Origin of the sequence: Curtobacterium oceanosedimentum (assembly GCF_040545555.1) — a bacterium.
Taxonomy (GTDB): Bacteria; Actinomycetota; Actinomycetes; order Actinomycetales; family Microbacteriaceae; genus Curtobacterium.
Map to the genome: position 1 here is coordinate 95,752 of NZ_JBEPMD010000004.1, position 23,981 is coordinate 119,732.

Below are 23,981 nucleotides of genomic sequence, written 5' to 3' on the forward strand. Positions count from 1 at the left end.
TGTCGGCCGGTTCGATACGAGGACGCCTCGACGATGAGACGTCACCGCCAGCATACGGGCGGTGCGCCGGGCTCCCGTCCGGTTCGCAGCACCTCGTCAGCCACCCGCGCACCCGCGCGGGCGGTGCGGCTGCTCGACCGGTGGCTCCGCCCCGTCACGGGTTCGGCGTCGCCACGGGGAGACGGTAGGCTCGTCGCTCGTGCATGCCATCGGAATCGACATCGGGGGCACCAAGATCGCGGGAGCGGTCGTCTCGGAGCTCGGCGAGATCCTCGCCGAGGACCGCGTCGCCACCAACGCGGCGGACCCGGACGCCATGCTCGACGACGTCGTGACGATGGTCACGCGCCTGCGAGCAGCCCACGACGTGGGAGCGGTGGGTGTCGCGGCACCGGGCTTCATCGATGCCTCGCAGTCGATCGTCTACTACACGCCGAACATCCGGTGGCGGAACGAGCCCCTGCGGCAGAAGCTCCAGGAGCGCCTCGGCGACCTGCACATCACCGTCGACAACGACGCCAACGCGGCCGGGTGGGCGGAGTTCCGCTTCGGTGCCGGACGGCTCGTGTCCGACATGACCATGCTCACGATCGGCACCGGTGTCGGCGGCGCGATCGTGACCGAGGACCGGCTGTTCCGCGGCGGTTTCGGCACGGGCGGCGAGATCGGGCACCTGCGGATCGTCCCGAACGGTCTGCCCTGCGGCTGCGGCGCCCGCGGCTGCATCGAGCAGTACGGCTCCGGCCGTGCCCTGCAACGAATGGCGAACGACGTCGCCGACGCCGGTGGCATCGGTTCGGCGCTCGCGGACGCCCGTGAGCAGAACGGCGGTCAGCTCGACGGGAAGATCGTCGGCGACCTGATCCTGGCCGACGACCCGGGCGCGCTCGCGGCCCTCCGTCGCCTCGGTCGCCACCTCGGTGAGGCCTGCGCGTCGCTGTCCGCCGTGCTCGACCCGCAGCTCTTCGTCTTCGGCGGCGGCGTCGCGAGCGCCGGCGATCGACTGCTCGAGCCGATCAAGCAGGCCTACCTGAACAACCTGCCGGCGCGCGGTTACCACCCGGAGCCCGACTTCGTGATCGCCGAGCTCGTGAACGACGCCGGTGTCGTCGGCGCCGCCGACCTCGCCCGCATCCACGCCCGCACGGCGTAGGGTCACCCCGACGGAACGCGCGTCCCGAACTGGAGTCGACGATGACCTACTGGCTGCTCAAGAACTTCCTGCTCGGCCCGCTCATCCTCACCCTCTTCCGGCCGTGGGTCATCGGCCGTGAGCACGTCCCCGCGAAGGGGCCGGTGATCTTCGCGTCGAACCACATCTCGTTCATCGACTCGGTGATCCTGCCGGCGGTGCTCGACCGCCGTCTCTCGTTCCTGGCGAAGAGCGACTACTTCACCGGTCGCGGGCTGAAGGGCTGGGCGACGAAGACGTTCTTCAACGCCATCGGGCAGCTGCCGATCGACCGCTCCGGCGGCAAGGCGTCCGAGGCCTCGCTCCACACGGGGCTCCAGGTCCTGGCGCGCGGCGAGCAGCTCGGCATCTACCCCGAGGGCACGCGCAGCCCGGACGGCAAGCTCTACCGCGGCCGCACCGGCATCGCCCGCATGATCCTCGAGGGTCGGGTGACCGTCGTGCCGGTCGCGATGGTCGGCACGCGCGAGGTGCAGCAGATCGGCCAGAAGTTCCCGAAGTTCAAGCGCGTCGGCGTCGTCTTCGGCAAGCCGCTCGACTTCTCGCGGTTCGAGGGCTTCGAGACCGACCGCTTCATCCTGCGCAGCGTCACCGACGAGGTCATGCACGAGCTCGCCGGGCTGAGCCGTCAGGAGTACGTCGACGTGTACGCGACGAGCGTGAAGGAGCGCGCCAGCAGTGCGCGCGAGCAGGTCATGAGGGACCGCCGGACGCCCACGGCCTGACGGACCCCGTCGCCGCTGCCCCCGCGTCACGCGGGAGCGACCGGTCCGGCGCGGACGGTAGGATCTGAGGACTCCGGCCCCGGCCGGCCCGGCCTGCGCGCAGGCCGTCCGCTCCCGCCCGACCCAGAACACCGAGGTACCGCCTTGATCGAGTCGACCGACGTCGTCGCCCTGCAGGATCCGGACGTGATCGAGGGCCTCGACCACTGGCGGACCCTGCCGATCAAGCAGCAGCCGACGTGGCCCGACCGTGCTGCGGCCGAGGCCGCCTCCGCCGAGATCGCGACGCTGCCGCCGCTCGTCTTCGCGGGCGAGGTCGACAAGCTCCGTGAACGGCTCGCCGCGGCAGCCCAGGGCAGGGCGTTCCTGCTGCAGGGCGGCGACTGCGCCGAGACCTTCGCGGGCGCCACCGCGGACTCGATCCGCGACCGCGTGAAGACGATCCTGCAGATGGCCGTCGTGCTGACCTACGGCGCATCGATGCCGGTCATCAAGATGGGCCGGATGGCGGGGCAGTTCGCCAAGCCGCGGTCGAGCGACTTCGAGACGCGCGGCGACGTGACGCTGCCGGCGTACCGCGGTGACATCGTGAACGGCTACGACTTCACGCCGGAGAGCCGCGAGGCCGACCCCCGTCGCCTGGTGCAGGGGTACCACACGGCCGCGTCGACGCTGAACCTCGTGCGCGCCTTCACCCAGGGCGGGTTCGCCGACCTGCGGCAGGTGCACTCGTGGAACAAGGGCTTCGCCTCGAACCCGGCGAACGCCCGCTACGAGCACCTCGCGAAGGAGATCGACCGCGCGATCCGCTTCATGGACGCCTGCGGTGCCGACTTCGAGGCCCTGAAGCACACCGAGTTCTACGCCTCGCACGAGGGGCTGCTCATGGACTACGAGCGCCCGATGACCCGCATCGACTCACGCTCCGGCCAGGCCTACGACACCTCCGGCCACTTCATCTGGATCGGCGAGCGGACCCGCGACATCGACGGCGCGCACGTGGACTTCCTGTCCCGCGTGCGGAACCCGATCGGCGTGAAGCTCGGCCCGACGACGAGCGTCGACGACATGAAGGCCCTGGTCGACACGCTCGACCCCGAGCGCGAGCCCGGGCGCCTGACCTTCATCACGCGCATGGGTGCCGGCAAGATCCGTGACGAGCTCCCGAAGCTGCTCGAGGCGATCAAGGGCATGGACGCGAACCCGCTGTGGGTGACCGACCCGATGCACGGCAACGGGCTCACCACGCCGACCGGGTACAAGACGCGCCGCTTCGACGACGTCGTGGACGAGGTCCTCGGCTTCTTCGAGGCCCACCGTCAGGTCGGGACCTACCCGGGCGGGATGCACGTCGAGCTCACCGGCGACGACGTCACCGAGTGCCTGGGCGGCTCCGAGCAGATCGACGAGGCGACCCTCGCGACGCGGTACGAGTCGCTGTGCGACCCGCGGCTCAACCACATGCAGTCGCTCGAGCTCGCCTTCCTGGTGTCCGAGGAGCTCAGCGCGCACCCGTACCAGCGGCCGTAGGCGCGACCACACGACGGACGGGAGGCGCGGTGCCGGCTGGCACCGCGCCTCCCGTCCGTCCGTACCGGCGTCCGTCCTGCTCGGCTGCGGTCGCACGACCTGCCGCTCAGGTTCCGTCGCGACGGCAGGCCGTACGACCGTGACGATCGCCGACGGTGCGCCGCGCGACCGGAGCGAGCCCCGACGGGTCTCGTGCCGGGTGCCTACTGCTCGTAGGAGAGCGTGATCGTGTCGCCGCGGTACACGGTGGAGCCCTGGACCGGGTCGGTCGCGGTGACCGGGAGCGCCGACTTCCAGTCGTAGAAGCGGCAGAGCACGTTCGTGCAGTCGGGCACCTTCACGTCGAGGCCGAGGTTCTCGAGCGTCGAGGTCGCCTCGTCGATGGTCTTGCCCGCGACGTCGGGCAGCGTGATCGGCGTCGGCCCCTTCGAGAGCACGAGGTCCACGGCGGAGCCACGGACAGCGGGGGAGTCCTCGACGCTGGACGAGATGACCTGGCCCTTCGGGACGTCGTCGCTGTAGCGCTCCTGCTGGGCGCCGACGACCAGACCGACGTCGTCGAGCGCGGCGGTGGCCGCGTCGAGGGTCTTCCCCGTGACGTCGGGGACGGCTCCGAGCGAGACCGTCAGGGTGACCGGGCCGCGCTCGGCGTACTCGCCGCCGGACGCCAGGTCGACGGTCTGCCCGTCGGCGCCGAGGCCCTTCGCCGCGATCACGGTGTCCTTCGGTGCGTCGGCGGAGAACTCGTACTGGTCGTCCTGCAGCTGGAAGTCGTCGTCGAGCGCGGCCGTCACGGTCGACAGGGGCTGCCCGACGATCGCGGGCAGGGCGATCATCCGCGGGCCGTTCGACACGACGATCTGCACCGGCGTGCCCTTGCGGACCTCGCGCTCGGCCGCGGGCTTCGTCGTCGAGACCTGGCCCTTGGCCACCACCGCGTCGTAGCGGCTGTCGGTGCCGGCAGCGGGCTCGAGGCCCTGCGCCTGGAGGAGCTGCCGGGCCTGTGCCACCGACTTGCCGGTGACCTCGGGGATGCGCACGTTGCCCCAGGGACCCGGACCGAGCGCCCACCCGACCACCCCGGCGATGATCGCGAGCACCACGACGACCGCGAGCAGGACCCACCCGCGCTTCCGGCGCTTGGCGGACTTGTCGGCCAGACGTTGTCCCGCGGGGGAGAGCGCACCGGGCTGGGACCCGGTGCGGCGGGGGCCGGGTGCGCCGCGACGACCCGGTGCCGCGGGGGCGCCGCCGGTCGAGCTGGCGATGACCCGCGTGGCGTCGTCCTGCGCGCCGCTGTCGCCCCGCACGGCGTCGGCCGAGGACGGTACGGCGCTGCCGGCGGGCAGGATCGCGGTGGCGTTCTCCGGACGGAGGACGGCCGTGCGGTACTGGCCGGTGGCGCGCTGCTGGTTGCCCGAGATGTGGTCGAGCATCTCGCGGGCGTCGCGGGGACGGTCCTCGGGATCGCGGGCGGTGGCCCAGGCGACCAGGTCGTCGAGCTCCGGCGGGACGCCCGGTTCCGCGGCACTCGGCACCGGGACCGTGTCGTTGGCGTGCTGGTAGGCGATCTGCATCGGCTGGTCGCCCTTGTAGGGCTGCTCGCCGGTGAGCATCTCGTACAGCATGATGCCGAGCGCGTAGATGTCGCTGCGCGAGTCGGCGGCGCCGCGCGTGACGAGCTCGGGGGACAGGTAGGCGATCGTCCCGAGCAGGGCCGCGCCGGTCGCGGTGTTCGCCGTCGTCGCGCGTGCCAGGCCGAAGTCGCCGAGCTTGATGCGACCGTCGTCGGCGAGCAGCACGTTCTCGGGCTTGAGGTCACGGTGCACGATGCCGGCCTTGTGCGCCGACGCCAGGCCGGCGAGCACGGCGCGCAGGATGTCGGTCGCCTGCTCCGGAGTGAGGGCACGGTGCTCCTGCAGCAGGTCGCGCAGGGTGATGCCCGGGATGTACTCCATCACGATGTACGCCGTGTCGTCCTCGGCGCCCTGGTCGTACACCCCGACGAGGTTCGGGTGGGAGAGCCGTGCCGCCGAGCGTGCTTCCTGGATGAAGCGCTCCCGGAAGGCTTGGTCGTCGGCCAGGTGCCCGTGCATGATCTTGATCGCGACGCGGCGCTCGAGCCGGACGTCGGTGGCGAGGTACACGGTCGCCATGCCGCCGCGGGCGATGCGCGAGCGCACGCGGTACCGCTGGTCGATCATCCGACCGATCATCGGGTCCGTGGCGGCGTTCGTGGTCATCGGCGGCATTCTACGAAGGGCTGCCGGTGCGGTCCGACCTGACGCACCGACCGTGACCCAATCTCGATCTCGAGGATGAGTCGACCCACCGGTCGACGGGGCTGACTCGTCAGAGCGAGGTCAGCAGCGCGCGCGCCGTCTGCTCCCACTTCGCGTACTCGTTCGGGTACGCGGAGACCTGGACCGCCTGCGCGGCGTCGGTCAGGGCCATCGACGACCATCCTCGGACGCCGAGCAGGCCCCGGGTCTTGCCGGGGTTGCCGACGAAGAACAGCTCCGCGGCGGTGGCCGGGTCCTGCAGCGCCGCCGTCGTGCCCCAACCCTGGCTCGGGCGCTGCTGGAACAGGCCGACGGAGTCGCGGTCGCCGTGCGACAGGTTGCGCAGGCTCGACTCCTGGAGCGCCGCCGCGAGGGCGATGACGATGCCGCGGTCGGGGACGCCGAGGGTCCGGCCGACGCTGACGATGGTTGCTGCGTTGCGCCGCTGCTCACCGGTCAGCTCGACGCCGTTGACGCTGCCGACCGCGGTCGTCACGGCGCCGCCGGTCGCGGTCGTCGTGGGCTTGGAGGTCGCCGCGGGCAGCACCAGGACCTTCCCGGCGTAGATCGTGCTCGTGTAGCTGAGGCCGTTCGCGGCGAGGAGGGCCTTCACCGACACCCCGTGCTTCGCGGCGATGGCGCCGATGGTGTCGCCGGCCGCGATCTTCACGCTCGTCGCAGCAGCGGGAGCGGGAGCCGGCGCAGCCGTGGCCGGCGCGGTGCTCGCAGCGGGTGCGGGTGCGGCCGGCGTGGTCCCGGCGCGCGGGATCGTCAGCGTCTGGCCGGGGTAGATGAGCGAGCGCTGCGACAGGTTGTTCGCCGCGAGGATCGCCGAGGTCGACACGCCGTTGCGGGCGGCGATGGCCGACACGGTGTCGCCGGACTTCACGTGGTAGTTGCCGCTCGTGCCGGACGGAGCCGGGGCGGCAGCGGCAACTGCAGCTGGGGCGGCGGGCGCCGACGCCAGGTGGAGCGTCTGGCCGGGGTGGATGATCGTGTTCCAGCCGAGGCCGTTGCGGACCAGGACCTCCTGCGCGGAGAGCCCGAAGCGTGCGGCGATCCCGGAGACCGTGTCGCCCTGGCGCACCGTGTACGTCGTCGGGGCCTTCGTCACGCTGGCCACCGTGGTGACCGTGGTGCTCGACGGGCGGGCGACGGCGGTGCCGAAGACCGGGCGGTGGCCCACGTTCCGGTCCTCGTCGACGTGCCGCTTCTTCGTGGCGTCGTCGTCGTGCCGAGGTTCGGCGTGCGCCACCGGGCCGGTGAGTCCGGCGGTGACGGCGATCGTGCCGGCGAGGACGATCGGCATGGTGGCGAACCGGGCGGATCGGGCACGCCGGGCGGCGTCGTCTGCAGCGTTGTCCACGGGTTGTCTCCTGTCCTGGGTGAGCCGTGCGCGCCAGCGAGCACTCACAGGTGGCTCCACGCTGACATGGCGTGATTCCCAAGTCAACCAGAGAGTCGCGTGTTGCGCGTGTGACTCGTGTGATCAGCGGGACGGCGGTGGATCGGGCCCGCGCTCTGGCAACATGGGGCTCGTGAGTGATGGATCCACCGACGACACGACCCTCTCCGAGCGCTGGCTGACGGTGCCCGACCTCGTGGACCTCCTCGGCGTGAGCCCGGGGCGGATCCACCGCCTGTTCGAGCAGAAGACCCTGCTGCCCGCCCGGGTCGACGGCGTGCTCCGGGTGCCGAGCGAGTTCCTCGACGACACCGAGCCGCTGCCGGAGCTCCGCGGCACGCTGATCGTGCTCGGCGACAACGGGTTCTCCGACGACGAGGCCGTCCGCTGGATGCTCTCCGAGGAGCCGGCGCTGGGTACCTCGCCGATCGCCGCGCTGCGCGCCGGCCGCAAGGCCGAGGTGCGCCGCGTCGCGCAGTCCCTGCTCTAGCAGCGACGGACCGTCGGGCGGCCCGCGCGACGCTGGTCGCCGGATCGACGTCCACGACGACGAACGGGAGGCACGTGGCGGGCTCGCCGCGTGCCTCCCGTCCGTTCCGACCGGCGTCTAGGCGACGCGGCGGCTGACCGTGTCGGCCAGTGACAGCAGCTGGTTGCGCGCCGAGGGGCTGAGCGGGGTGGCCTCGAGCGCGGCCTTGGCGCGGTGCACGTGGCGGTCGATCGAGCGCTCCACCGCGGCGACCGCGCCGGACTCGGTGAGGGTCGCACGGAGCATCTGCACCTGCTCCTCGTCGAGGTCCGGGTCGCCGAGCAGTTCGTCGAGCAGCTGCCTCGGGCCGGGCGCCAGCGACTTGCGCGCCGAGGCGATGAGGACGGTGCGCTTGCCCTCGCGGAGGTCGTCGCCGGCGGGCTTGCCGGTGACCCCCGGGTCGCCGAAGACGCCGAGCACGTCGTCGCGCAGCTGGTAGGCGACGCCGAGCGGCAGGCCGAAGGACCGCAGCCCGTCCAGCTGCGCCTCGGACGCCCCGGCGACCAGGGCACCGATGACGAGCGGGGCCTCGATCGAGTACTTGGCCGACTTGAAGACGATGACGCGCTGTGCCCGGACCAGGTGCTCGGACTCGTCGATGGACGGCCAGGCGGTCTCCTCGTGCACGTCGAGGTACTGACCCGCGGTGACGTCGAGCCGCATCGTGTGGAACTCCTGGCGGACGATCCGAGCACGCGCCGGGTCGAGGAGGGCGAGTCCCTCGTCGAAGACCGCATCGCTCAGCGAGAGCAGCACGTCGCCGAGCAGCAGTGCGGAGTTCGTGCCGTACAGCCCGCGGTCGCCGACCCAGCCGGACTCGTCGTGCAGGGACTCGAAGCGTCGGTGCGCGGCGGGACGTCCGCGACGGGTGTCCGAGCGGTCCATGATGTCGTCGTGCACCAGGGCTGCTGCGTGGAAGATCTCGAGCGCGGCGGCCACCGTGACGATCGCCTCTGCGGTGGTCTGACGGGACCCCTCGGCGAGGGGGTCGAACGACCCGGACCGGCCGGCGACGGACTGCCACCCCCAGTAGCAGAACAGCGCGCGGAAGCGCTTGCCGCCGGAGAGCAGGTCCCGGGCGTACTGGTCGAACGGCGCGAGGTCGGGGCTGATCGCGAGGAGCCGGTCACGCTGCTCGTCGAGTGCCCGGCCGACCCGTGCCGAAACGAGGTCCACTAATCGCGTACTCTCAGCCACGACTCCTACCCTAGTGGAGCGGTCGAGACGTAGGATCGGTCCACTTCCGCGATGCCACAACCCGGCGGCAACGCGGCACACCAGCGGTCACCCAGACAGCATCCCCAGGAACAAGAGGGAAACGAGATGCCACTCTCGGAGCAAGAGCAGCGACTCCTCGAAGAGATGGAGCGGAGCCTCTACCAGAACGACTCCGACTTCGTGGCGCGGGTCACGCGCCGCCAGGGTCGCGCCAGTTACACGTCGATCACGATCGGCGTGCTGGGCGCCCTCGTGGGCATCGCGATCGTCATCATCGCCCTCGTCGTGAAGCAGCCGTGGCTCGGCCTGCCGGGCTTCGTCGTGATGCTCGCCGGTGTCCTCTACGCACTGCGTCCGGGCATGCGCATGCCGAAGTCCGGGGCGAAGGCGCCCGGGGCCGGCAAGGCGTCGTCCGGCCGGGCCCCGCGCTCGTCGTCCTCGGGCGGCTCGTTCATGGACCGCATGAACGAGCGCTGGGACAAGCGCAACGATCCCGGGCAGCAGTAGCCGCTCGACAGTTCCTCCACAAGCCTCCACGGGGCCGGTCCTTCGGGACCGGCCCCGTCGTCGTTCCCGGGGGTGCGGTCGTCCGGCTCCGCGCGCAGCGGGCGCGATCCGCGCGGAGGAGGCGGATCCGCGCGGGGGAGGCGGATCCGCGCGTGGAAGGGCGTTCCTTCGGGTCTCCTTCGCGCGGATCGGCATCCCACGCCGGGCGTGATGGGCAGGAACGTGCACGGCGTGGGGGTGGGTCGGGCGCGGCGGACGGGAGGCGCGGGGCGGGCGGGCGCCGTGCCTCCCGTCCGGCGCTGGTGGAAGCGGGCGTACCTGGTCGAAGCGGGCGTACCTGGTCGAAGCGGGCGTGCCTGGTCGGGCGGAACCACCTGGTACGCCCGGTTCCGCTCTCGATCGCGCGCGTGATGGGAAGGAACAGGCGGAGCGGGCCGCGCGGGCCGCGCGGCGCGGACCCGAGCTGCATCGGCCCTGGTCGAAGCGGGCGTACCTGATCAGAACGGGCGTACCTGGTCGGACGGAACCGCCTGGTACGCCCGGTTTCGCTTTCCATCGTGCGCGTAATGGGAAGGAACGGGCGCATCGGACGGGAGGCACGGGGCGGGCGTGCGTCGCGCCTCCCGTCCGGCGCGCCCTCGGTCGCTCCCGTTGCTGCGAAAGTCCTCCACTTCCCTCCACGCCCTCCACATCGCTCCACGAGCCCGTCGTTCCGCGGATCCACGCTGCTCCCGCACCGGAGGGAGCACCTGCCGACCGCCCCAGTACGGGGGAGGCGACCCCTTTCGGGAGCGCCCACCGTTCCGCGGGGAGCGAAGTGGAGTAAAGTGGGGGACACAACGGTCCGGTGGAGCGGAGGGGAGGCCCGACGTGCTGCTCGGTACCCATGCCCCGAAGCTCGACGAGAAGGGTCGCGTGATCCTCCCCGCCAAGTTCCGGGACGAACTGTCCGGGGGGCTCGTGATGACCCGTGGGCAGGAGCGCTGCGTCGTGGTCTTCAGTGCGGACACGTTCGAGCAACTGCACGAACGCATCCGGACGGCTCCGATGACCTCGAAGCGCACCCGGGACTACATGCGCCTGTTCCTCTCCGGAGCGAGCGCGGAGACCCCCGACAAGCAGAACCGCGTGACGATCCCGCAGAACCTCCGTGAGTACGCGGGGCTCGAGCGGGACCTCACGGTCATCGGCAGCGGTGACCGTGCCGAGATCTGGTCGACCCCCGCGTGGGAGGCCTACTACGCCGAGGTCGAAGAGGGCTTCGCCGACAACGACGAGGAGGTGATCCCGGGGATCTTCTGATCCGCGGATCGGGACTCCCAGCCGTGGTGCCCTGACACACCTTCCCCGGTGTCAGGTCGCATGGATGGGGATCCGGATGCGTGGCCCAGGGGTCCGAGGGGCTGCACATGGCCGAAGACCAGCCGAAGTTCCCGCACACGCCGGTGATGCTCCAGCGCATCGTCGACCTGTTCGTCCCCGCTCTCGACGGGCCGGGCAAGGTCGTCGTCGACGCCACCCTCGGGATGGGCGGGCACTCCGAGGCACTGCTCGAGCGCTTCCCGGAGCTCACGCTCATCGGGCTCGACCGCGACACCGACGCCCTCGGCATCGCGGGGGAGCGACTCGCGCGCTTCGGTGACCGCGTGCGGCTCGTGCACACCGTGTACGACGGCATCGTCGATGCGGTGGAGGGCGAGGGGTTCCATCAGGTCGACGGCGTGCTGTTCGACCTCGGTGTCAGCTCCCTGCAGCTCGACCGTGCCGAGCGCGGCTTCGCCTACAGCCAGGACGCCCCGCTCGACATGCGCATGGACCGGACCGAGGGGCAGACCGCCGCCGACGTCCTCGCGACCTACGACGAGGGCGAGCTCCGCAGGATCTTCCAGCGGTACGGCGAGGAGAAGCTCGCCGGTCGCTACGCCCGCGCCATCGTGGAACGTCGCGCCGAGCGGCCGTTCGAGATGTCCGGCGACCTGGTGCAGGTCCTGCACGACGCCACCCCCGTCGCCGTGCAGCGGCAGGGACACCCAGCGAAGCGCGTCTTCCAAGCGCTCCGCATCGAGGTGAACGCCGAGCTCGCCGTGCTCGAACGGGCGATCCCGGCCGCGCTCGACGTGATCGCGGTCGGTGGCCGCATCGTCGTCGAGTCGTACCAGTCGCTCGAGGACCGCCTCGTGAAGCGGGCACTCGTCGAGCGCACCACCTCGAGCGCTCCGGCCGGCCTGCCGGTCGAGCTGCCGGAGCACGCTCCCACCTACTCCCTCGTCGTCAAGGGCGCGGAACTGGCCGACGAGGCCGAACGCGCCGCCAACCCCCGAGCCATCCCCGTGCGCCTGCGCGCGGCCGAGCGGATCCGGAAGTGACATGAGCACGAACCTCGCACTCGTCGACCCCGTCGGCGCACCGACCCGTGCCCCGCACCCACCGCGCCGGGAACGCCCCGAGCTCGTCGAGGTGGCGCCGTCGAAGGCCCAGCGCCGGGCACGGCCGAAGATCGCCTACGCGGTGGTCGGTGTCGTGGCGCTCGGTGTGCTGCTCCTCGCGCAGCTCGGCATCAGCATGGTGCTCAGCCAGGGGGCGTACACACTGAACGCACTCGGCGCCGAGCAGACGAAGCTGTCCCGCACGCAGCAGTCGCTGTCCGAGGAGCTCCGGGTGCTCGACTCGCCGCAGAACCTGGCCCGGAACGCCAAGGCGCTGGGCATGATCGCGAACTCCACGCCGGTGTACCTCGACCCGAAGACCGGCCACGTCTACGGCACGCCGACCCCGGCGGCCCCGGACGAGGCGACCGCGAGCGGTGACAACCAGGTGCCGAACTCGCTGCTCGACCCGGTCCCGCTCGCGGCGGGCCCCGACCCGAGCGCCGGGAAGGCCAGCGCGACCGACGGCGGCACGGCCACCGGCGGTGCGACGTCGGCAGCGGGCAGCTCGAGCACGGCCGACGGCAGCGGTGCGGCCGGGGCCGCCGGCAGCACGAGCGCCGCCGCCGGTGGCTCGTCGACGTCCGACGCTGAGAAGAGCGCAGGCGCCAGCGAGTCGGGCCGGACCGGCTCGACCACCGACGTAGAGTCCGACGCGAACCCGCTCCAGGCACCCACCACCCGGTGACCTGCGGGCGGGATCGGACTGCCGCACCACCCGGGAAGGACCGCACCGCGTGACGAAGACGATCCGCAACCCTCGACTGCGCTACAGCGTGGTGATCATCGCCGTGATCGCCCTCGTCGCGGTCTTCGTGATCCGACTGGTCGACATCCAGGTGGTGCAGGCAGCGGCGCTCAACGACGCGTCGAAGGCCAAGCGCAGCATCCCGGTCACCATCTACGGCAACCGCGGCGCGATCGTCGACCGCAACGGCACGGAGCTGGCGGAGAGCGTCAACCGCTACAACATCGTCACCTCGCCGCGGCTGGTCGCCGCCTTCGACGGGAAGCTCGGCGGCGAACGCACGAAGAAGATCTCGGTGAACGACGCGCTGCAGGCACTGGCGAAGGCGTCCGGGGGCGACGCTGACGCGATGCGGAAGGCGATCCAGGCCGATCCGAAGTCCGACTTCGCCTACCTGGTCAAGGGTCTCGACGTGAAGCACTACGAGGCCGTCGTCGCGCTCGGGATCCCGTGGGTCTACAAGGAGCAGCAGTCGGCGCGTGTCTACCCGATGGGTGCCACCGGCGGCGCGTTGACCGGGTTCATGGGCACCGACGGCGCCCAGGCCGGCCTCGAGTACTCCTACAACCAGTGCCTGGCCGGCAAGAACGGTTCGGAGACCTACGAGCGCGGTGAGGACGGCGTGCAGCTCCCCGGCAGCACCCGGACGACGGAGCAGGCCAAGGACGGCGGCACGCTCGAGACGACGATCGACAGCGACCTGCAGTACATGGCGCAGCAGACGATCGCCTCGGCAGCCCAGACGCTGCAGGCGGAGTCCGCGACCGCGACCGTCGTCGACGTCAAGACCGGTGAGCTCCTCGCGGTCGCCGACTGGCCGACGGTCGACCCGAACGACGTCGACGCGACCACGGACAAGGGCGCCTACGGTTCGCGCGCGCTGACCTCGACCTACGAGCCCGGTTCGACCATCAAGGCCGCGATCGCGGCTGCGCTCATCGACCAGGGCAAGTCGAGCCCGACGGACCGCGCGGTCGTGCCGTACTCGCGGTCCTTCCCGTGGGGCGGCAAGATCCAGGACTCCGAGTTGCACCCGACCGAGAACCTGACGCTGACCGGCATCCTGCAGAACTCGTCGAACGTCGGCATCACCGAGCTCGGCGAGCGGCTGTCGACCCAGCAGCGGTACGACTACATGAAGAAGTTCGGCCTGTTCGAGCCCGAGTCGGCGATCCAGTACCCCGGCCAGCCCGGCATGCAGTACGGCGCGAGCCCGAACTGGGACCAGCAGACGAACATCAACTCGATGTTCGGCCAGGGCATCTCGACGACCGCGATCCAGGTCGCGAGCGTGTTCCAGACCCTGGCGAACCAGGGTGTCCGGATCCCGCTCCACATGGTGAAGGGCTGCAAGACGGCAGACGGCAAGACGATCGACGCGCCCGACGTGCAGGGCTCGCGCGTCGTGTCCGAGGCGGCGGCCGACCAGACCGTGAAGATGCTGCAGAGCGTGGTCACCGGCGGCACCCTGGTCGGCATGAAGCCGATCTCCGGCTACAACATCGCGGCGAAGACCGGTACCGCCGAGGTGGCCGAGGGCAGCAAGGGCTACGGCGGTCAGCGCATCACGTCGGTGGCCGGAATGGCACCCGCCGAGGACCCCCAGTATGTTGTCACGGTGACGTTCACGAAGCCGCAGACCAACAAGTGGTCCAGCGGAGCGGCTCCGGCGTTCCGCACACTCATGTCCCAGGTGCTCGAGAAGTACCGAGTAGCCCCCTCCACGGCCGAGGCGCAGCTGTACCCGTCCACGTGGTGAGGAAGAAGGAGCACTTGTCCGCACGGATCCCCCCGGTCCTCCGACCCGAACACCCGACCCCGAGGAGCGTGGCCGAGCTCGCGAACGCGTTCGGCATGCGCGTGGTCGGCTCCGTCGACGCCGTCGAGACGACGGGCGTCACGCTGAGCGCTGCCGAGGTGCAGCCGGGTGACCTGTTCGTCGGCGTGCACGGCGCGAACCGCCACGGCGCCCAGTTCGCGACCGAGGCCGCCGAGCGCGGTGCCGTCGCGGTGCTGACCGACGCCGACGGTGTCGCCCTCGCAGAGTCGTCCGGCCTGCCGGTGCTCGTGGTCGAGGACCCGCGCGCCGCACTCGGCGACGTCTCGGCGTGGGTCTACCGCACCCACCCGGACGAGGCCACCGACCTGCCGCAGCTCTTCGCGACGACCGGCACGAACGGCAAGACCAGCACGTCGTACATCCTCGAGGGCATCCTCAAGCAGCTCGGCCTGGTCACCGGCCTCAGCTCGACCGCCGAGCGCCACATCGGCTCGCTCAGCGTGACGAGCCGCCTGACCACGCCCGAGGCCAGCGAGATGCACGCGCTCCTGGCCCGCATGCGCGAGTCCGAGGTCCGCGCGGTCGCCGTCGAGGTCAGCGCCCAGGCCCTGAGCCGCCACCGCGTCGACGGCATCGTGTTCGACGTCGCCGGGTTCACGAACCTGTCGCACGACCACCTCGACGACTACGCCGACATGGAGGAGTACTACCAGGCGAAGCTCCCGCTGTTCCAGCCCGAGCACGCCCGTCGTGGTGTCGTCTCGCTGGACACCGACTGGGGCCACCGCGTGGTGCAGGACTCCCGCATCCCGGTCACGACGATCACGGTGCACCCCGAGGTCGAGGCCGAGTGGCACGTCGACATCGTCGAGGCGCACGCGGCCTGGACCGCGTTCCGGCTGACCGGCCCCGAGGGCCGTGAGCTGACCACCCGCGTGCCGCTGATCGGCTGGCACATGGCGGCCAACGCGGCACTGGCGATCGTGATGCTGGTCGAGGGCGGCTTCGAGCTCGGCGCCATCGCGCACGCCCTCGCGTCGAACCACCGCCGCTACGCGGACGAGACCGACGAGCACCCGGTCAGTGCGATCGAGTGCTACCTGCCGGGCCGGACCGAGCGCGTCTCCGGCGACTCGGGCCCGAGCGTCTACGTCGACTTCGGCCACAGCGCCGACGCGTTCGAGAACACCCTCGCTGCCGTCCGACAGTTCACGACCGGCAAGGTGCTGATGCTCTTCGGCGCCGACGGCGACCGCGACACGACCAAGCGCGGCGACATGGCCCGGGTGGCTGCGGCGGGGAGCGACATCCTCGTCGTCACCGACCACCACCCGCGCTTCGAGGACGCCGCGTCCATCCGGAAGACCCTGGTCGACGCCGCGCGCGAGGCCTACCCGGACCACGAGACGTACGAGGTCAGCCCGCCCGAGGCCGCGATCCGCAAGGCCGTGAGCCTGCTCGGCGAGGGCGACTCGATCCTCTGGGCCGGCCCCGGTCACCAGGACTACCGCGACATCGCGGGGGTCCGCACGCCCTACTCGGCGCGCGACGAGGCCCGACAGGCCCTCCGCGAGGCCGGCTGGGAGCCGAACTCCGGCCCGGCGGAGGAGATCCGATGATCGCCCTGACCCTCGCCGAGATCGCGGCCGCGATGGGCGGCGAGCTCGTCGATGGTGCCCCCGAGCAGGTCGTCGACGGCAGCGTCGAGACCGATTCGCGCCTGGTCGCCGCCGGCAGCGTGTTCTTCGCCCTGCTCGGCGAGGAGACCGACGGCCACCGCTTCGTGCCGAACGCGGTCGAGGCCGGTGCGGCCCTGGTCGTGACCGAGCGCGCCGTCGCACTGCCGGACGGCACCGCCACCGCGCAGGTCGTCGTGTCCGACGGGTACGCCGCCCTCGCCGCGCTCGCGCACGAGGTCGTCGCACGCGTCCGCGCCTCGAGCGCTGACCGCACGGACGAGCAGGGTCGTCCTGCCCCCCTGCGCGTCGTCGGCATCACCGGCTCGAACGGCAAGACGAGCACCAAGAACATGCTCCGCACGATCCTCGAGCAGCACGGTGCCACCGTCGCGCCGCAGGGATCGTTCAACAACCACGTCGGCGCCCCGGTGTCGATGCTCCGCATCACCCACGACACGCGGTTCCTCGTCGTCGAGATGGGGGCGAGCGGCACGGGCCACATCGCGAAGCTCGTCTCGATCGCCGAGCCGGACGTCGGCGTCGTCCTCAAGGTCGGGCTCGCGCACGCCGGCGAGTTCGGCGGCATCGAGGCGACGCAGCGTGCGAAGTCGGAGATGGTCACCGACCTGCCCGCCACCGCGACGGCCCTGCTCAACGTGGACGACGACCGGGTCGCGTCGATGCGCGCGATCACCGACGCGCGGGTCGTCGGCTTCGGCACGTCCGCCGGTGCCGACTACCGCATCGCCGGCATCGAGACGGACCGCAGCGGCACGCGTTTCACGCTCACCGCGCCTCCCGTCCCGGACGAGGCCGCCGCGGACCACGAGGGAGGCACGTCGCCGGTCCCCGAGACCGTCGACGTCCGCCTCGCCATCCTCGGCGAGCACCACGCGATGAACGCGTCCGCCGCGCTCACCGTCGCCCACCTGTGGGGCGTGCCGCTCGCCGCCGGCGCCGAGGCGCTCGCGTCGATGACGCGGGCCGAGCGCTGGCGCATGGAGCTCCTCCAGGGCGGACCGGAGGGCGTGACCGTCATCAACGACGCGTACAACGCGTCGCCCGACTCGATGGCGGCCGCGCTCCGGACCCTGGCGCAGATCGTGCGCCCGGGGGAGCGTTCCGTCGCCGTGCTCGGCGAGATGGCGGAACTCGGCGAGTTCTCGACCGAGGAGCACGACACCATCGGCCGACTCGTCGTCCGACTGAACATCGGGCAGCTCGTGGTCGTCGGACCCGGCGCCGCACCGATCCACCAGGCCGCCACCCTCGAGGGATCGTGGGACGGCGAGTCCGTGTACATCGAGGACGTCGACGCAGCCGTCCACGCCCTGCAGGAGATGGTCCGCCCCGGCGACGTCGTCCTCGTCAAGTCCTCGAAGTCCGCCGAACTGCGATTCCTCGGCGACCGCCTCGGAGGTGTCACCGAATGATCGCGCTCCTCGTCGCCGGCGCCGTGGCGCTGGTGTTCACACTGCTGCTCACACCGCTGTTCATCAAGCTCTTCCACCGGCTCGGCTGGGGCCAGTTCATCCGTGACGACGGCCCGCAGTCGCACCACACCAAGCGCGGTACGGCGACCATGGGCGGCATCGTCCTGATCCTCGGCGCGGTGCTCGGCTACTTCGTCGGGCACCTGGTCGGCCGCGACTCGGTCACGCTGTCCGGGCTGCTCGTGCTCTTCCTGATGGTCGGACTCGGCTTCGTCGGGTTCATCGACGACTTCCTGAAGGTCCGCCGACAGCGGAGCCTCGGGCTCGGCGGCTGGGCCAAGGTCCTGGGGCAGGTCATCGTCGGCGTGGTGTTCGCCACGATCGCGCTCGTCGTGCCGACGGGCAACGGCAAGCCCCCGGCGTCGACGATGATCTCCGCGATCCGTGACGTCCCCTGGCTCGACTTCATGGTGCTCGGCACCGTGATCGGCACGATCCTGTACCTCGCGTGGATCGTGCTGCTGACCGTCTCCACCTCGAACGGAGTGAACGTCGCGGACGGGCTGGACGGCCTCGCGACCGGCTCGAGCATCCTGGCGATCGGGTCGTACGTCATCATCGGCTTCTGGCAGTCGAACCAGATCTGCGGCGGCGTCCGCCTCGACGAGAGCACCGCGCACGCCTGCTACAGCACGTCGGACCCGCTCGACCTCGCGGTCGTGGCGGCGGCGGTGTGCGGTGGCCTGATCGGGTTCCTCTGGTACAACACGTCGCCGGCGCAGATCTTCCTCGGCGACACCGGTTCGCTCGGCCTCGGTGGTGCGCTGGCCGGACTCGCGATCCTGAGCCGCACCGAGCTGCTGCTCGTCCTGATCGGTGGCCTGTTCTTCATCGTCACCGGGTCGGTCATCCTGCAGCGCGCCTACTTCAAGATCACCCACGGCAAGCGCATCTTCCGGATGAGCCCGCTGCACCACCACTTCGAGCTGAAGGGGTGGGCCGAGGTGACCGTCGTCGTCCGGTTCTGGATCATCGCGGGGCTCTGCGTCGCGGCCGGTGTCGGACTCTTCTACCTGGAGTGGATCGCCCGTGTCGGCTGACGCCCGCCTCGAAGGACTCGACAGCTGGTACGCCGAGGGCTGGAAGGGGCTGCGCGTCGCGGTGCTCGGCCTCGGCTCGACCGGGTTCTCGGTCGCCGACACGCTGGTCGAGCTCGGCAGCGACGTCGTCGTGTACGCCCCCGACGGTCCGGCCGACACGATCGAGCTGCTCGACGTCATCGGCGCGCGGTTCGAGCGCACCCCGCTCGACACCGTGCCGGCTGCCCTCGAGCAGCAGGCCCCGGACGTCGTCGTCGTGTCGCCCGGGCTGCCCCCGCACAACGCCTCGGTCCGCTGGTCGGTCGAGCACAGCACCGTGTGGGGCGACATCGAGCTCGCCTGGCGCGTCCGTGACAAGGTCGTGCGCGGCCCGGTCGCCGCGCCCTGGGTCACCATCACGGGCACGAACGGCAAGACCACCACGACGCAGCTGACGACCGCGATGTTCGCCGCCGCCGGGCTCCGCGCGGCCGCGTGCGGGAACATCGGTGTGCCGGTCCTCGACGTGGTCCGCGACCCCGAGGGCTTCGACGTCCTGGTCGTCGAGCTGTCCAGCCACCAGCTGCACTACCTGCCGACCTCGGGCGACGGTGCGGTCGTGCCGCTCGCCAGCGCCTGCCTCAACATCGCGGACGACCACCTCGAGTGGCACGGTTCCGCCGAGGCGTACCGGGCCGCCAAGGCGAAGGTCTACGAACGCACCGTGATGGCCTGCGTGTACAACACCTCCGACGAGGCCACGCGCCGCATGGTCGAGGGCGCCGACGTGGTCGAGGGGTGCCGCGCCGTCGGCTTCACGCCCGGCGTCCCCGCCCCGGGCGACGTGGGGATCGTCGACGACGTGCTCTGCGACCGCGCGTTCACCGAGGACCGCCGGAACAGCGCCCTCGAGCTCGCGACACTGGCCGACCTCGAGACGGCCGGGCTCGCCAGCCCGCACATGACCATGAACGTCCTCGCTGCTGCCGCCCTCGCGCGTGCGGCGGCCGTCGAGCCCGCGCACATCCGTGCCGCGGTGCAGGGCTTCCGCGCCGACCACCACCGGACGGAGCACGTCGCGACGGCCGACGGCGTCACGTGGGTCGACGACTCGAAGGCGACCAACCCGCACGCGGCGACCGCGTCGCTGGCCTCGTTCGAGACCGTCGTCTGGGTCGTCGGCGGGCAGTTCAAGGGCGTCGACATCGACGCCCTCGTCGAACGCTTCGGCCCCGGAGCGCGAGCGGTCGTCGTCATCGGCACGGACCGCACCCCGGTGCTGGAGGCATTCGCGCGACACGCGCCGGCGGTCCCGGTCCTGCAGGTCGAGGCGACGGACACTGATCAGGTCATGCCCGAGGCGGTCCGGCATGCCGCCTCGGTCGCACGACCGGGCGACACGGTCCTCCTCGCCCCGGCTGCCGCGTCGTTCGACCAGTTCGACTCCTACGCCGACCGGGGGCGCCGGTTCGCGGCGGCGGTCCACGAGCACCTGGGAGGCACAGCCGATGGCGACCACGGATCTCCCGAGCGGCCGTAGCGGCGGCCGGACGACGGGAAGCACCGGACACACGGGCACCGAGCACACGGGCGCCCCTCGCCGTGCGCGGGGCGCCGTCGTCGCGGTGAAGAACGTGTTCGTCGCCGAGTCGAGCACGTTCTACACGATCCTCGGCGTGACGCTCTTCCTCGTCGTGTTCGGCGTGGTGATGGTCCTGTCGTCGTCGAGTGTCGAGCAGTACGCCGCCACCCACGACTTCTTCGGTGCGGCCTCGAAGCAGGGGCTCTACGCGGTGCTCGGCGTCCCGCTCATGCTCGTGGCCAGTCGTGTGCCCGCGCGGCTCTGGCGGAAGTGGGCGATGCGGATCCTCGCCGCGGCGCTGGTCCTGCAGCTGCTCGTCTACACGCCGCTCGGCATCGAGATCCAGGGCAACCGGAACTGGATCCGGCTCGGCTCGTTCAGCGCCCAGCCGTCCGAGGCCGTGAAGCTCGGCATCGCCCTGGCCGTCGGCGCGATCATCTACGTGAAGCGCGACCGGCTGCGGGAGTGGAAGGAGCTGTTCCTGCCGATCGGCATCGCGACGGTGCTGCCGCTCGCGATGGTGCTCCTCGGCGGCGACCAGGGCACCGCGATGATCATGCTCATCCTGCTGCTCGGCGCCCTGTACATCGGTGGTGCCCGGGCGAAGCACCTGCTCGTCATCGTCGGAGCCGTCGCGGTCGTGCTGCCCTTCGTGACCATGACGTCGGCGTCCCGGCAGTACCGCATCAACGCGTGGCTCTCCGGCTGCACCGACTCGAACCAGTACCAGGACCTGTGCTGGCAGCCCGTGCACGGCATGTGGGCGCTGGCGTCCGGCGGTGTGTTCGGCGTCGGCCTCGGCAACTCGAAGGCGAAGTGGTCGTGGCTGCCCGAGGCGGACAACGACTACATCTTCGCGATCGTCGGCGAGGAACTCGGGCTCATCGGAGCCGTCGTCGTGCTGGCCCTGTTCATCGTCCTGGCCGTCAGCATGATCAAGGTGATCCGCCAGTCGGACGACCCGTTCGTGCGGACCGTCACCGGCGGGATCATGGCGTGGATCATCGGGCAGGCGCTCGTCAACATCGCGGTCGTGCTCGGTCTGCTGCCCGTGCTCGGTGTACCGTTGCCCCTCATCTCCGCCGGTGGGTCCGCCCTCATCATGACCCTGCTGGCGATCGGCGTCGTGCTGTCCTTCGCGCGGGAACTCCCGGGCAAGGGTCGTCCCGGCGGGGCGCGCGACACCTCCGCACCACAGAACGGAGTGCTCCGGTGAGCACCTACCTCTTCGCCGGCGGCGGCACCGCCGGCCACGTCAACCCGCTGCTCGCGGTCGCCGACCGGCTGACCGAGCAGGACCCGGACGCCCGCGTGCTCGTCCTCGGTACCGCCGAGGGGCTCGAGGCCCGGCTCGTCCCGATGCGCGGCTACGAGCTGCTGACGATCCCGCGCCTGCCCTTCCCCCGGAAGCTCGACGCCCGCGCGCTCCGCTTCCCGGGCGGCTTCCTCGGCGCGGTCCGGCGCACCGAGCGGTACATCCGCGAGCACGACGTCGAGGTGGTCCTCGGGGTCGGCGGCTACGCGGCGGCGCCGGCCTACATCGCCGCGAAGCGGACCGGTACCCCGATCGTCGTGCACGAGCAGAACGCCAAGCCCGGGCTCGCGAACCGGCTCGCCGCACTGCTGACCCGGCACGTCGGCCTGACGTTCTCGAACACACACCTGCGCCACGGTCGCGTGGTCGGCATGCCGCTGCGACGGGAGATCGAGTCGCTCGACCGTCGGGCCTCGCGGGCCGAGGGCCTGGCCGAGTTCGGCCTCGACCCCGACCGCCCGGTCCTGCTCGTGACGGGCGGATCGTCCGGCGCGCGCAGCATCAACACGACCGTGAACCGTTCGGCGACGGCGATCGTCGACGCGGGCTGGCAGGTCCTGCACGTCGTCGGCGGGAAGTCCGACATCGGGCCGAGCGACCTCGACGGCTACCACGTGCTGCCGTACTGCGACCGGATGGACCTGGCCTACGCCGCGTCGGACTTCGTCGTGTCGCGGTCCGGCGCGGGGATGGTGTGCGAGCTCACGGCGGTCGGACTGCCGAGCGTGCTCGTGCCGTACCCGGTGGGCAACGGCGAGCAGCGGCACAACGCGGCGGACGTCGTCGGTTCCGGGGGAGCGGTCCTCGTCGACGACGCGGCGTTCACGGACGAGTGGGTGACGTTCCAGCTGCTGCCGATCCTGCGCGACCGGGCCCGGATCGCCGACATGGCGGTCCGCGCGGGCAGCGTCGGACACCGCGACGGCGCCGACCGGATGACGGCCCTCGTGCGCGAAGCGTCGAAGCGCAGCAGCGGGCCCCGCGCAGACCGCACCGGCGGTACCCGCGCGGAGCGCGCCGGCGGACCAGGCGCGGAGCGCACCGGCGGACCCGGCGCGGAGCACACCAGCACCAGCACCACGGAGGAACGATGACCATCAAGCCGGACCTGACCCAGCCGATCCCGGACGACCTCGGCACGGTCCACTTCGTCGGCATCGGCGGGTCCGGCATGAGCGGCATCGCACGGATGTTCCTGGCCGCCGGGCACCGCGTCACGGGCAGCGACTCCCGCGAGACCGCCACGACCGGCACGATGCGCGAGCTCGGGGCCGAGGTGCACGTCGGCCACGACGCCGGGAACCTCGGCGACGCCGACACCGTCGTGGTCACGAGCGCCCTGTGGCCGGACAACCCCGAGCTCCTCGAGGCGCAGCGCCGCGGGCTCCCGGTGCTGCACCGCTCCCAGGCCCTCGCCGCGCTCATCGCCGAGCACCGCCTGGTCGCGGTCGCCGGTGCGCACGGCAAGACCACCTCGACGGGCATGATCGTCACCGCGATGGTCGAGCTCGGCCTCGACCCGAGCTTCGTCAACGGCGGCGTCATCCAGTCGCTCGGCACGAGCTCGGCTCCCGGCACCAGCGACCTGTTCGTCGTCGAGGCGGACGAGTCCGACGGGTCCTTCCTGCTCTACGACGTCGCGGTCGCGCTCATCACGAACGTGGACGCCGACCACCTCGACCACTACGGCAGCGAGCAGGCGTTCATCGACGCGTTCGTCGAGTTCGCCGGCAAGGCGAGCGAGCGCATCGTCGTGTCGAGCGACGACGCGGGCGCGAAGCGGGTGACCGAGGGGGTGCGGGCCCGCGAGCACGCTCCGGAGATCGTCACGTTCGGCGAGGCAGCCGACGCTGACGTCCGCATCGAGCGCATCGTCGAGGCCGCGAGCGTCGAGGTCGACCTCCGCGCCGGCGGCCAGCAGCACCACATGACGCTCCGGGTGCCCGGCCGGCACAACGCGGTCAACGCGGTGGGTGCCTTCGCGGTGCTCACCGGGCTCGGGGTCGAGCCCGCCGACGCGATCCGCGGCATCGAGGCGTTCGGCGGCACCGAGCGCCGGTTCGAGCTCCACGGCGTCGAGCGCGGGGTGTCGGTCTACGACGACTACGCGCACCACCCGACCGAGGTCGCGGCCGCGCTGCGCGCAGCACGGAACGTCGTCGGCGACGGCCGGATCATCGCGATCCACCAGCCGCACCTGTACTCGCGCACACGGCTCATGGCCGGCGACTTCGCCCGGGTCTACGAGGAGCTGGCCGACCACACGGTCGTGCTCGACGTCTACGGTGCCCGCGAGGACCCGGAGCCCGGCGTCACCGGCGCCCTCGTCCAGGAACGCTTCACGGACCAGTCGAAGGTCGAGTTCCTGCCGGACTGGGACGCCGCCGCCGCCCGCGCGGCCGCGGTCGCCCGCGACGGCGACATCGTCATGACGCTGAGCTGCGGTGACGTGTACCGGATCATCCCGCAGGTCCTCGGTGCGCTCCGCCAGGACGGCGACGGGGACCGCGCGCAGTGAAGCGACCCGAGGGCTTCGACGGCCGTCCGGAGG

Annotated in this window: 19 protein-coding genes; 16 read left to right on the forward strand and 3 right to left on the reverse strand. The window is 71.5% G+C overall.

The window, feature by feature from the left end; translation table 11 throughout:
- Positions 1-199: 199 nt before the first annotated feature.
- The 3 genes from ABIC52_RS05625 to ABIC52_RS05635 all read left to right on the forward strand — a co-directional run bounded on the left by ABIC52_RS05625 (position 200) and on the right by ABIC52_RS05635 (position 3,447).
- On the forward strand, positions 200-1,153 hold the full coding sequence (locus ABIC52_RS05625) for an ROK family glucokinase (RefSeq protein WP_058729214.1): 954 nt from the start codon (positions 200-202) through the stop codon (positions 1,151-1,153).
- A gap of 41 nt (positions 1,154-1,194) precedes the next feature.
- On the forward strand, positions 1,195-1,917 hold the full coding sequence (locus ABIC52_RS05630) for a lysophospholipid acyltransferase family protein (protein ID WP_126890724.1): 723 nt from the start codon (positions 1,195-1,197) through the stop codon (positions 1,915-1,917).
- 186 nt (positions 1,918-2,103) lie between these two features.
- Complete coding sequence (locus ABIC52_RS05635) at positions 2,104-3,447, forward strand: class II 3-deoxy-7-phosphoheptulonate synthase (protein ID WP_126890741.1); 1,344 nt, start codon at positions 2,104-2,106, stop codon at positions 3,445-3,447.
- 203 nt (positions 3,448-3,650) lie between these two features.
- Here ABIC52_RS05635 and pknB read toward each other — a convergent pair whose 3' ends face one another.
- On the reverse strand, positions 3,651-5,690 hold the full coding sequence (pknB, locus tag ABIC52_RS05640; RefSeq protein ID WP_354026836.1) for a Stk1 family PASTA domain-containing Ser/Thr kinase: 2,040 nt from the start codon (positions 5,688-5,690) through the stop codon (positions 3,651-3,653).
- 109 nt (positions 5,691-5,799) lie between these two features.
- Positions 5,800-7,095 (reverse strand): LysM peptidoglycan-binding domain-containing protein, encoded by a 1,296-nt coding sequence (locus tag ABIC52_RS05645; protein WP_238638088.1) that lies wholly within the window; start codon positions 7,093-7,095, stop codon positions 5,800-5,802.
- Positions 7,096-7,267: 172 nt separating this feature from the next.
- On the opposite strand from ABIC52_RS05645, the gene ABIC52_RS05650 reads away from it, so the two are divergent.
- Positions 7,268-7,624 (forward strand): Rv2175c family DNA-binding protein, encoded by a 357-nt coding sequence (locus ABIC52_RS05650; protein ID WP_354026837.1) that lies wholly within the window; start codon positions 7,268-7,270, stop codon positions 7,622-7,624.
- Positions 7,625-7,741: 117 nt separating this feature from the next.
- On the opposite strand, the gene ABIC52_RS05655 is transcribed toward ABIC52_RS05650, so the two are convergent.
- Positions 7,742-8,860, reverse strand: coding sequence for a polyprenyl synthetase family protein (locus ABIC52_RS05655; protein ID WP_435526067.1), 1,119 nt, complete (start codon positions 8,858-8,860; stop codon positions 7,742-7,744).
- Between the two features lie 126 nt (positions 8,861-8,986).
- Between ABIC52_RS05655 and ABIC52_RS05660 the strand changes: the two genes are divergently transcribed.
- From ABIC52_RS05660 to murC, 12 genes are all read left to right on the forward strand, one after another.
- Positions 8,987-9,388, forward strand: a complete 402-nt coding sequence (locus ABIC52_RS05660; RefSeq protein WP_209824789.1) for an SCO2097 family morphological protein — start codon at positions 8,987-8,989, stop codon at positions 9,386-9,388.
- Between the two features lie 870 nt (positions 9,389-10,258).
- A complete protein-coding gene (gene mraZ, locus ABIC52_RS05665) occupies positions 10,259-10,690 on the forward strand; it encodes a division/cell wall cluster transcriptional repressor MraZ (protein WP_058729729.1) in 432 nt (143 codons plus the stop codon).
- A 107-nt stretch (positions 10,691-10,797) separates the two neighbouring features.
- A complete protein-coding gene (gene rsmH, locus ABIC52_RS05670) occupies positions 10,798-11,754 on the forward strand; it encodes a 16S rRNA (cytosine(1402)-N(4))-methyltransferase RsmH (protein WP_354026839.1) in 957 nt (318 codons plus the stop codon).
- Position 11,755: 1 nt separating this feature from the next.
- Positions 11,756-12,502, forward strand: coding sequence for a cell division protein FtsL (ftsL, locus tag ABIC52_RS05675; protein WP_354026840.1), 747 nt, complete (start codon positions 11,756-11,758; stop codon positions 12,500-12,502).
- A 49-nt stretch (positions 12,503-12,551) separates the two neighbouring features.
- Positions 12,552-14,321: a peptidoglycan D,D-transpeptidase FtsI family protein gene (locus ABIC52_RS05680; RefSeq protein ID WP_354026841.1), complete on the forward strand. Its 1,770-nt coding sequence runs from the start codon at positions 12,552-12,554 to the stop codon at positions 14,319-14,321.
- Positions 14,322-14,335: 14 nt separating this feature from the next.
- Entirely contained in the window at positions 14,336-15,961 is a 1,626-nt protein-coding gene (locus ABIC52_RS05685; RefSeq protein WP_126890715.1) for a Mur ligase family protein, read from the forward strand.
- Entirely contained in the window at positions 15,958-17,454 is a 1,497-nt protein-coding gene (locus ABIC52_RS05690; protein ID WP_354026842.1) for a UDP-N-acetylmuramoyl-tripeptide--D-alanyl-D-alanine ligase, read from the forward strand. The genes ABIC52_RS05685 and ABIC52_RS05690 overlap by 4 nt, the downstream gene beginning before the upstream one ends.
- A complete protein-coding gene (mraY, locus tag ABIC52_RS05695; RefSeq protein WP_354026843.1) occupies positions 17,451-18,554 on the forward strand; it encodes a phospho-N-acetylmuramoyl-pentapeptide-transferase in 1,104 nt (367 codons plus the stop codon). The genes ABIC52_RS05690 and mraY overlap by 4 nt, the downstream gene beginning before the upstream one ends.
- Complete coding sequence (murD, locus tag ABIC52_RS05700) at positions 18,544-20,073, forward strand: UDP-N-acetylmuramoyl-L-alanine--D-glutamate ligase (protein WP_209824779.1); 1,530 nt, start codon at positions 18,544-18,546, stop codon at positions 20,071-20,073. Before mraY ends, murD begins: the two co-directional genes overlap by 11 nt.
- Positions 20,074-20,158: 85 nt before the next feature.
- Positions 20,159-21,331, forward strand: a complete 1,173-nt coding sequence (gene ftsW, locus ABIC52_RS05705) for a putative lipid II flippase FtsW (protein ID WP_354026844.1) — start codon at positions 20,159-20,161, stop codon at positions 21,329-21,331.
- Positions 21,328-22,524 carry a UDP-N-acetylglucosamine--N-acetylmuramyl-(pentapeptide) pyrophosphoryl-undecaprenol N-acetylglucosamine transferase gene (locus tag ABIC52_RS05710; RefSeq protein ID WP_209676783.1) on the forward strand — a complete coding sequence of 399 codons (1,197 nt, stop codon included), beginning with the start codon at positions 21,328-21,330 and terminating at the stop codon, positions 22,522-22,524. Before ftsW ends, ABIC52_RS05710 begins: the two co-directional genes overlap by 4 nt.
- A complete protein-coding gene (gene murC / locus ABIC52_RS05715) occupies positions 22,521-23,948 on the forward strand; it encodes a UDP-N-acetylmuramate--L-alanine ligase (protein ID WP_354026845.1) in 1,428 nt (475 codons plus the stop codon). The genes ABIC52_RS05710 and murC overlap by 4 nt, the downstream gene beginning before the upstream one ends.
- Positions 23,949-23,981: the final 33 nt, after the last annotated feature.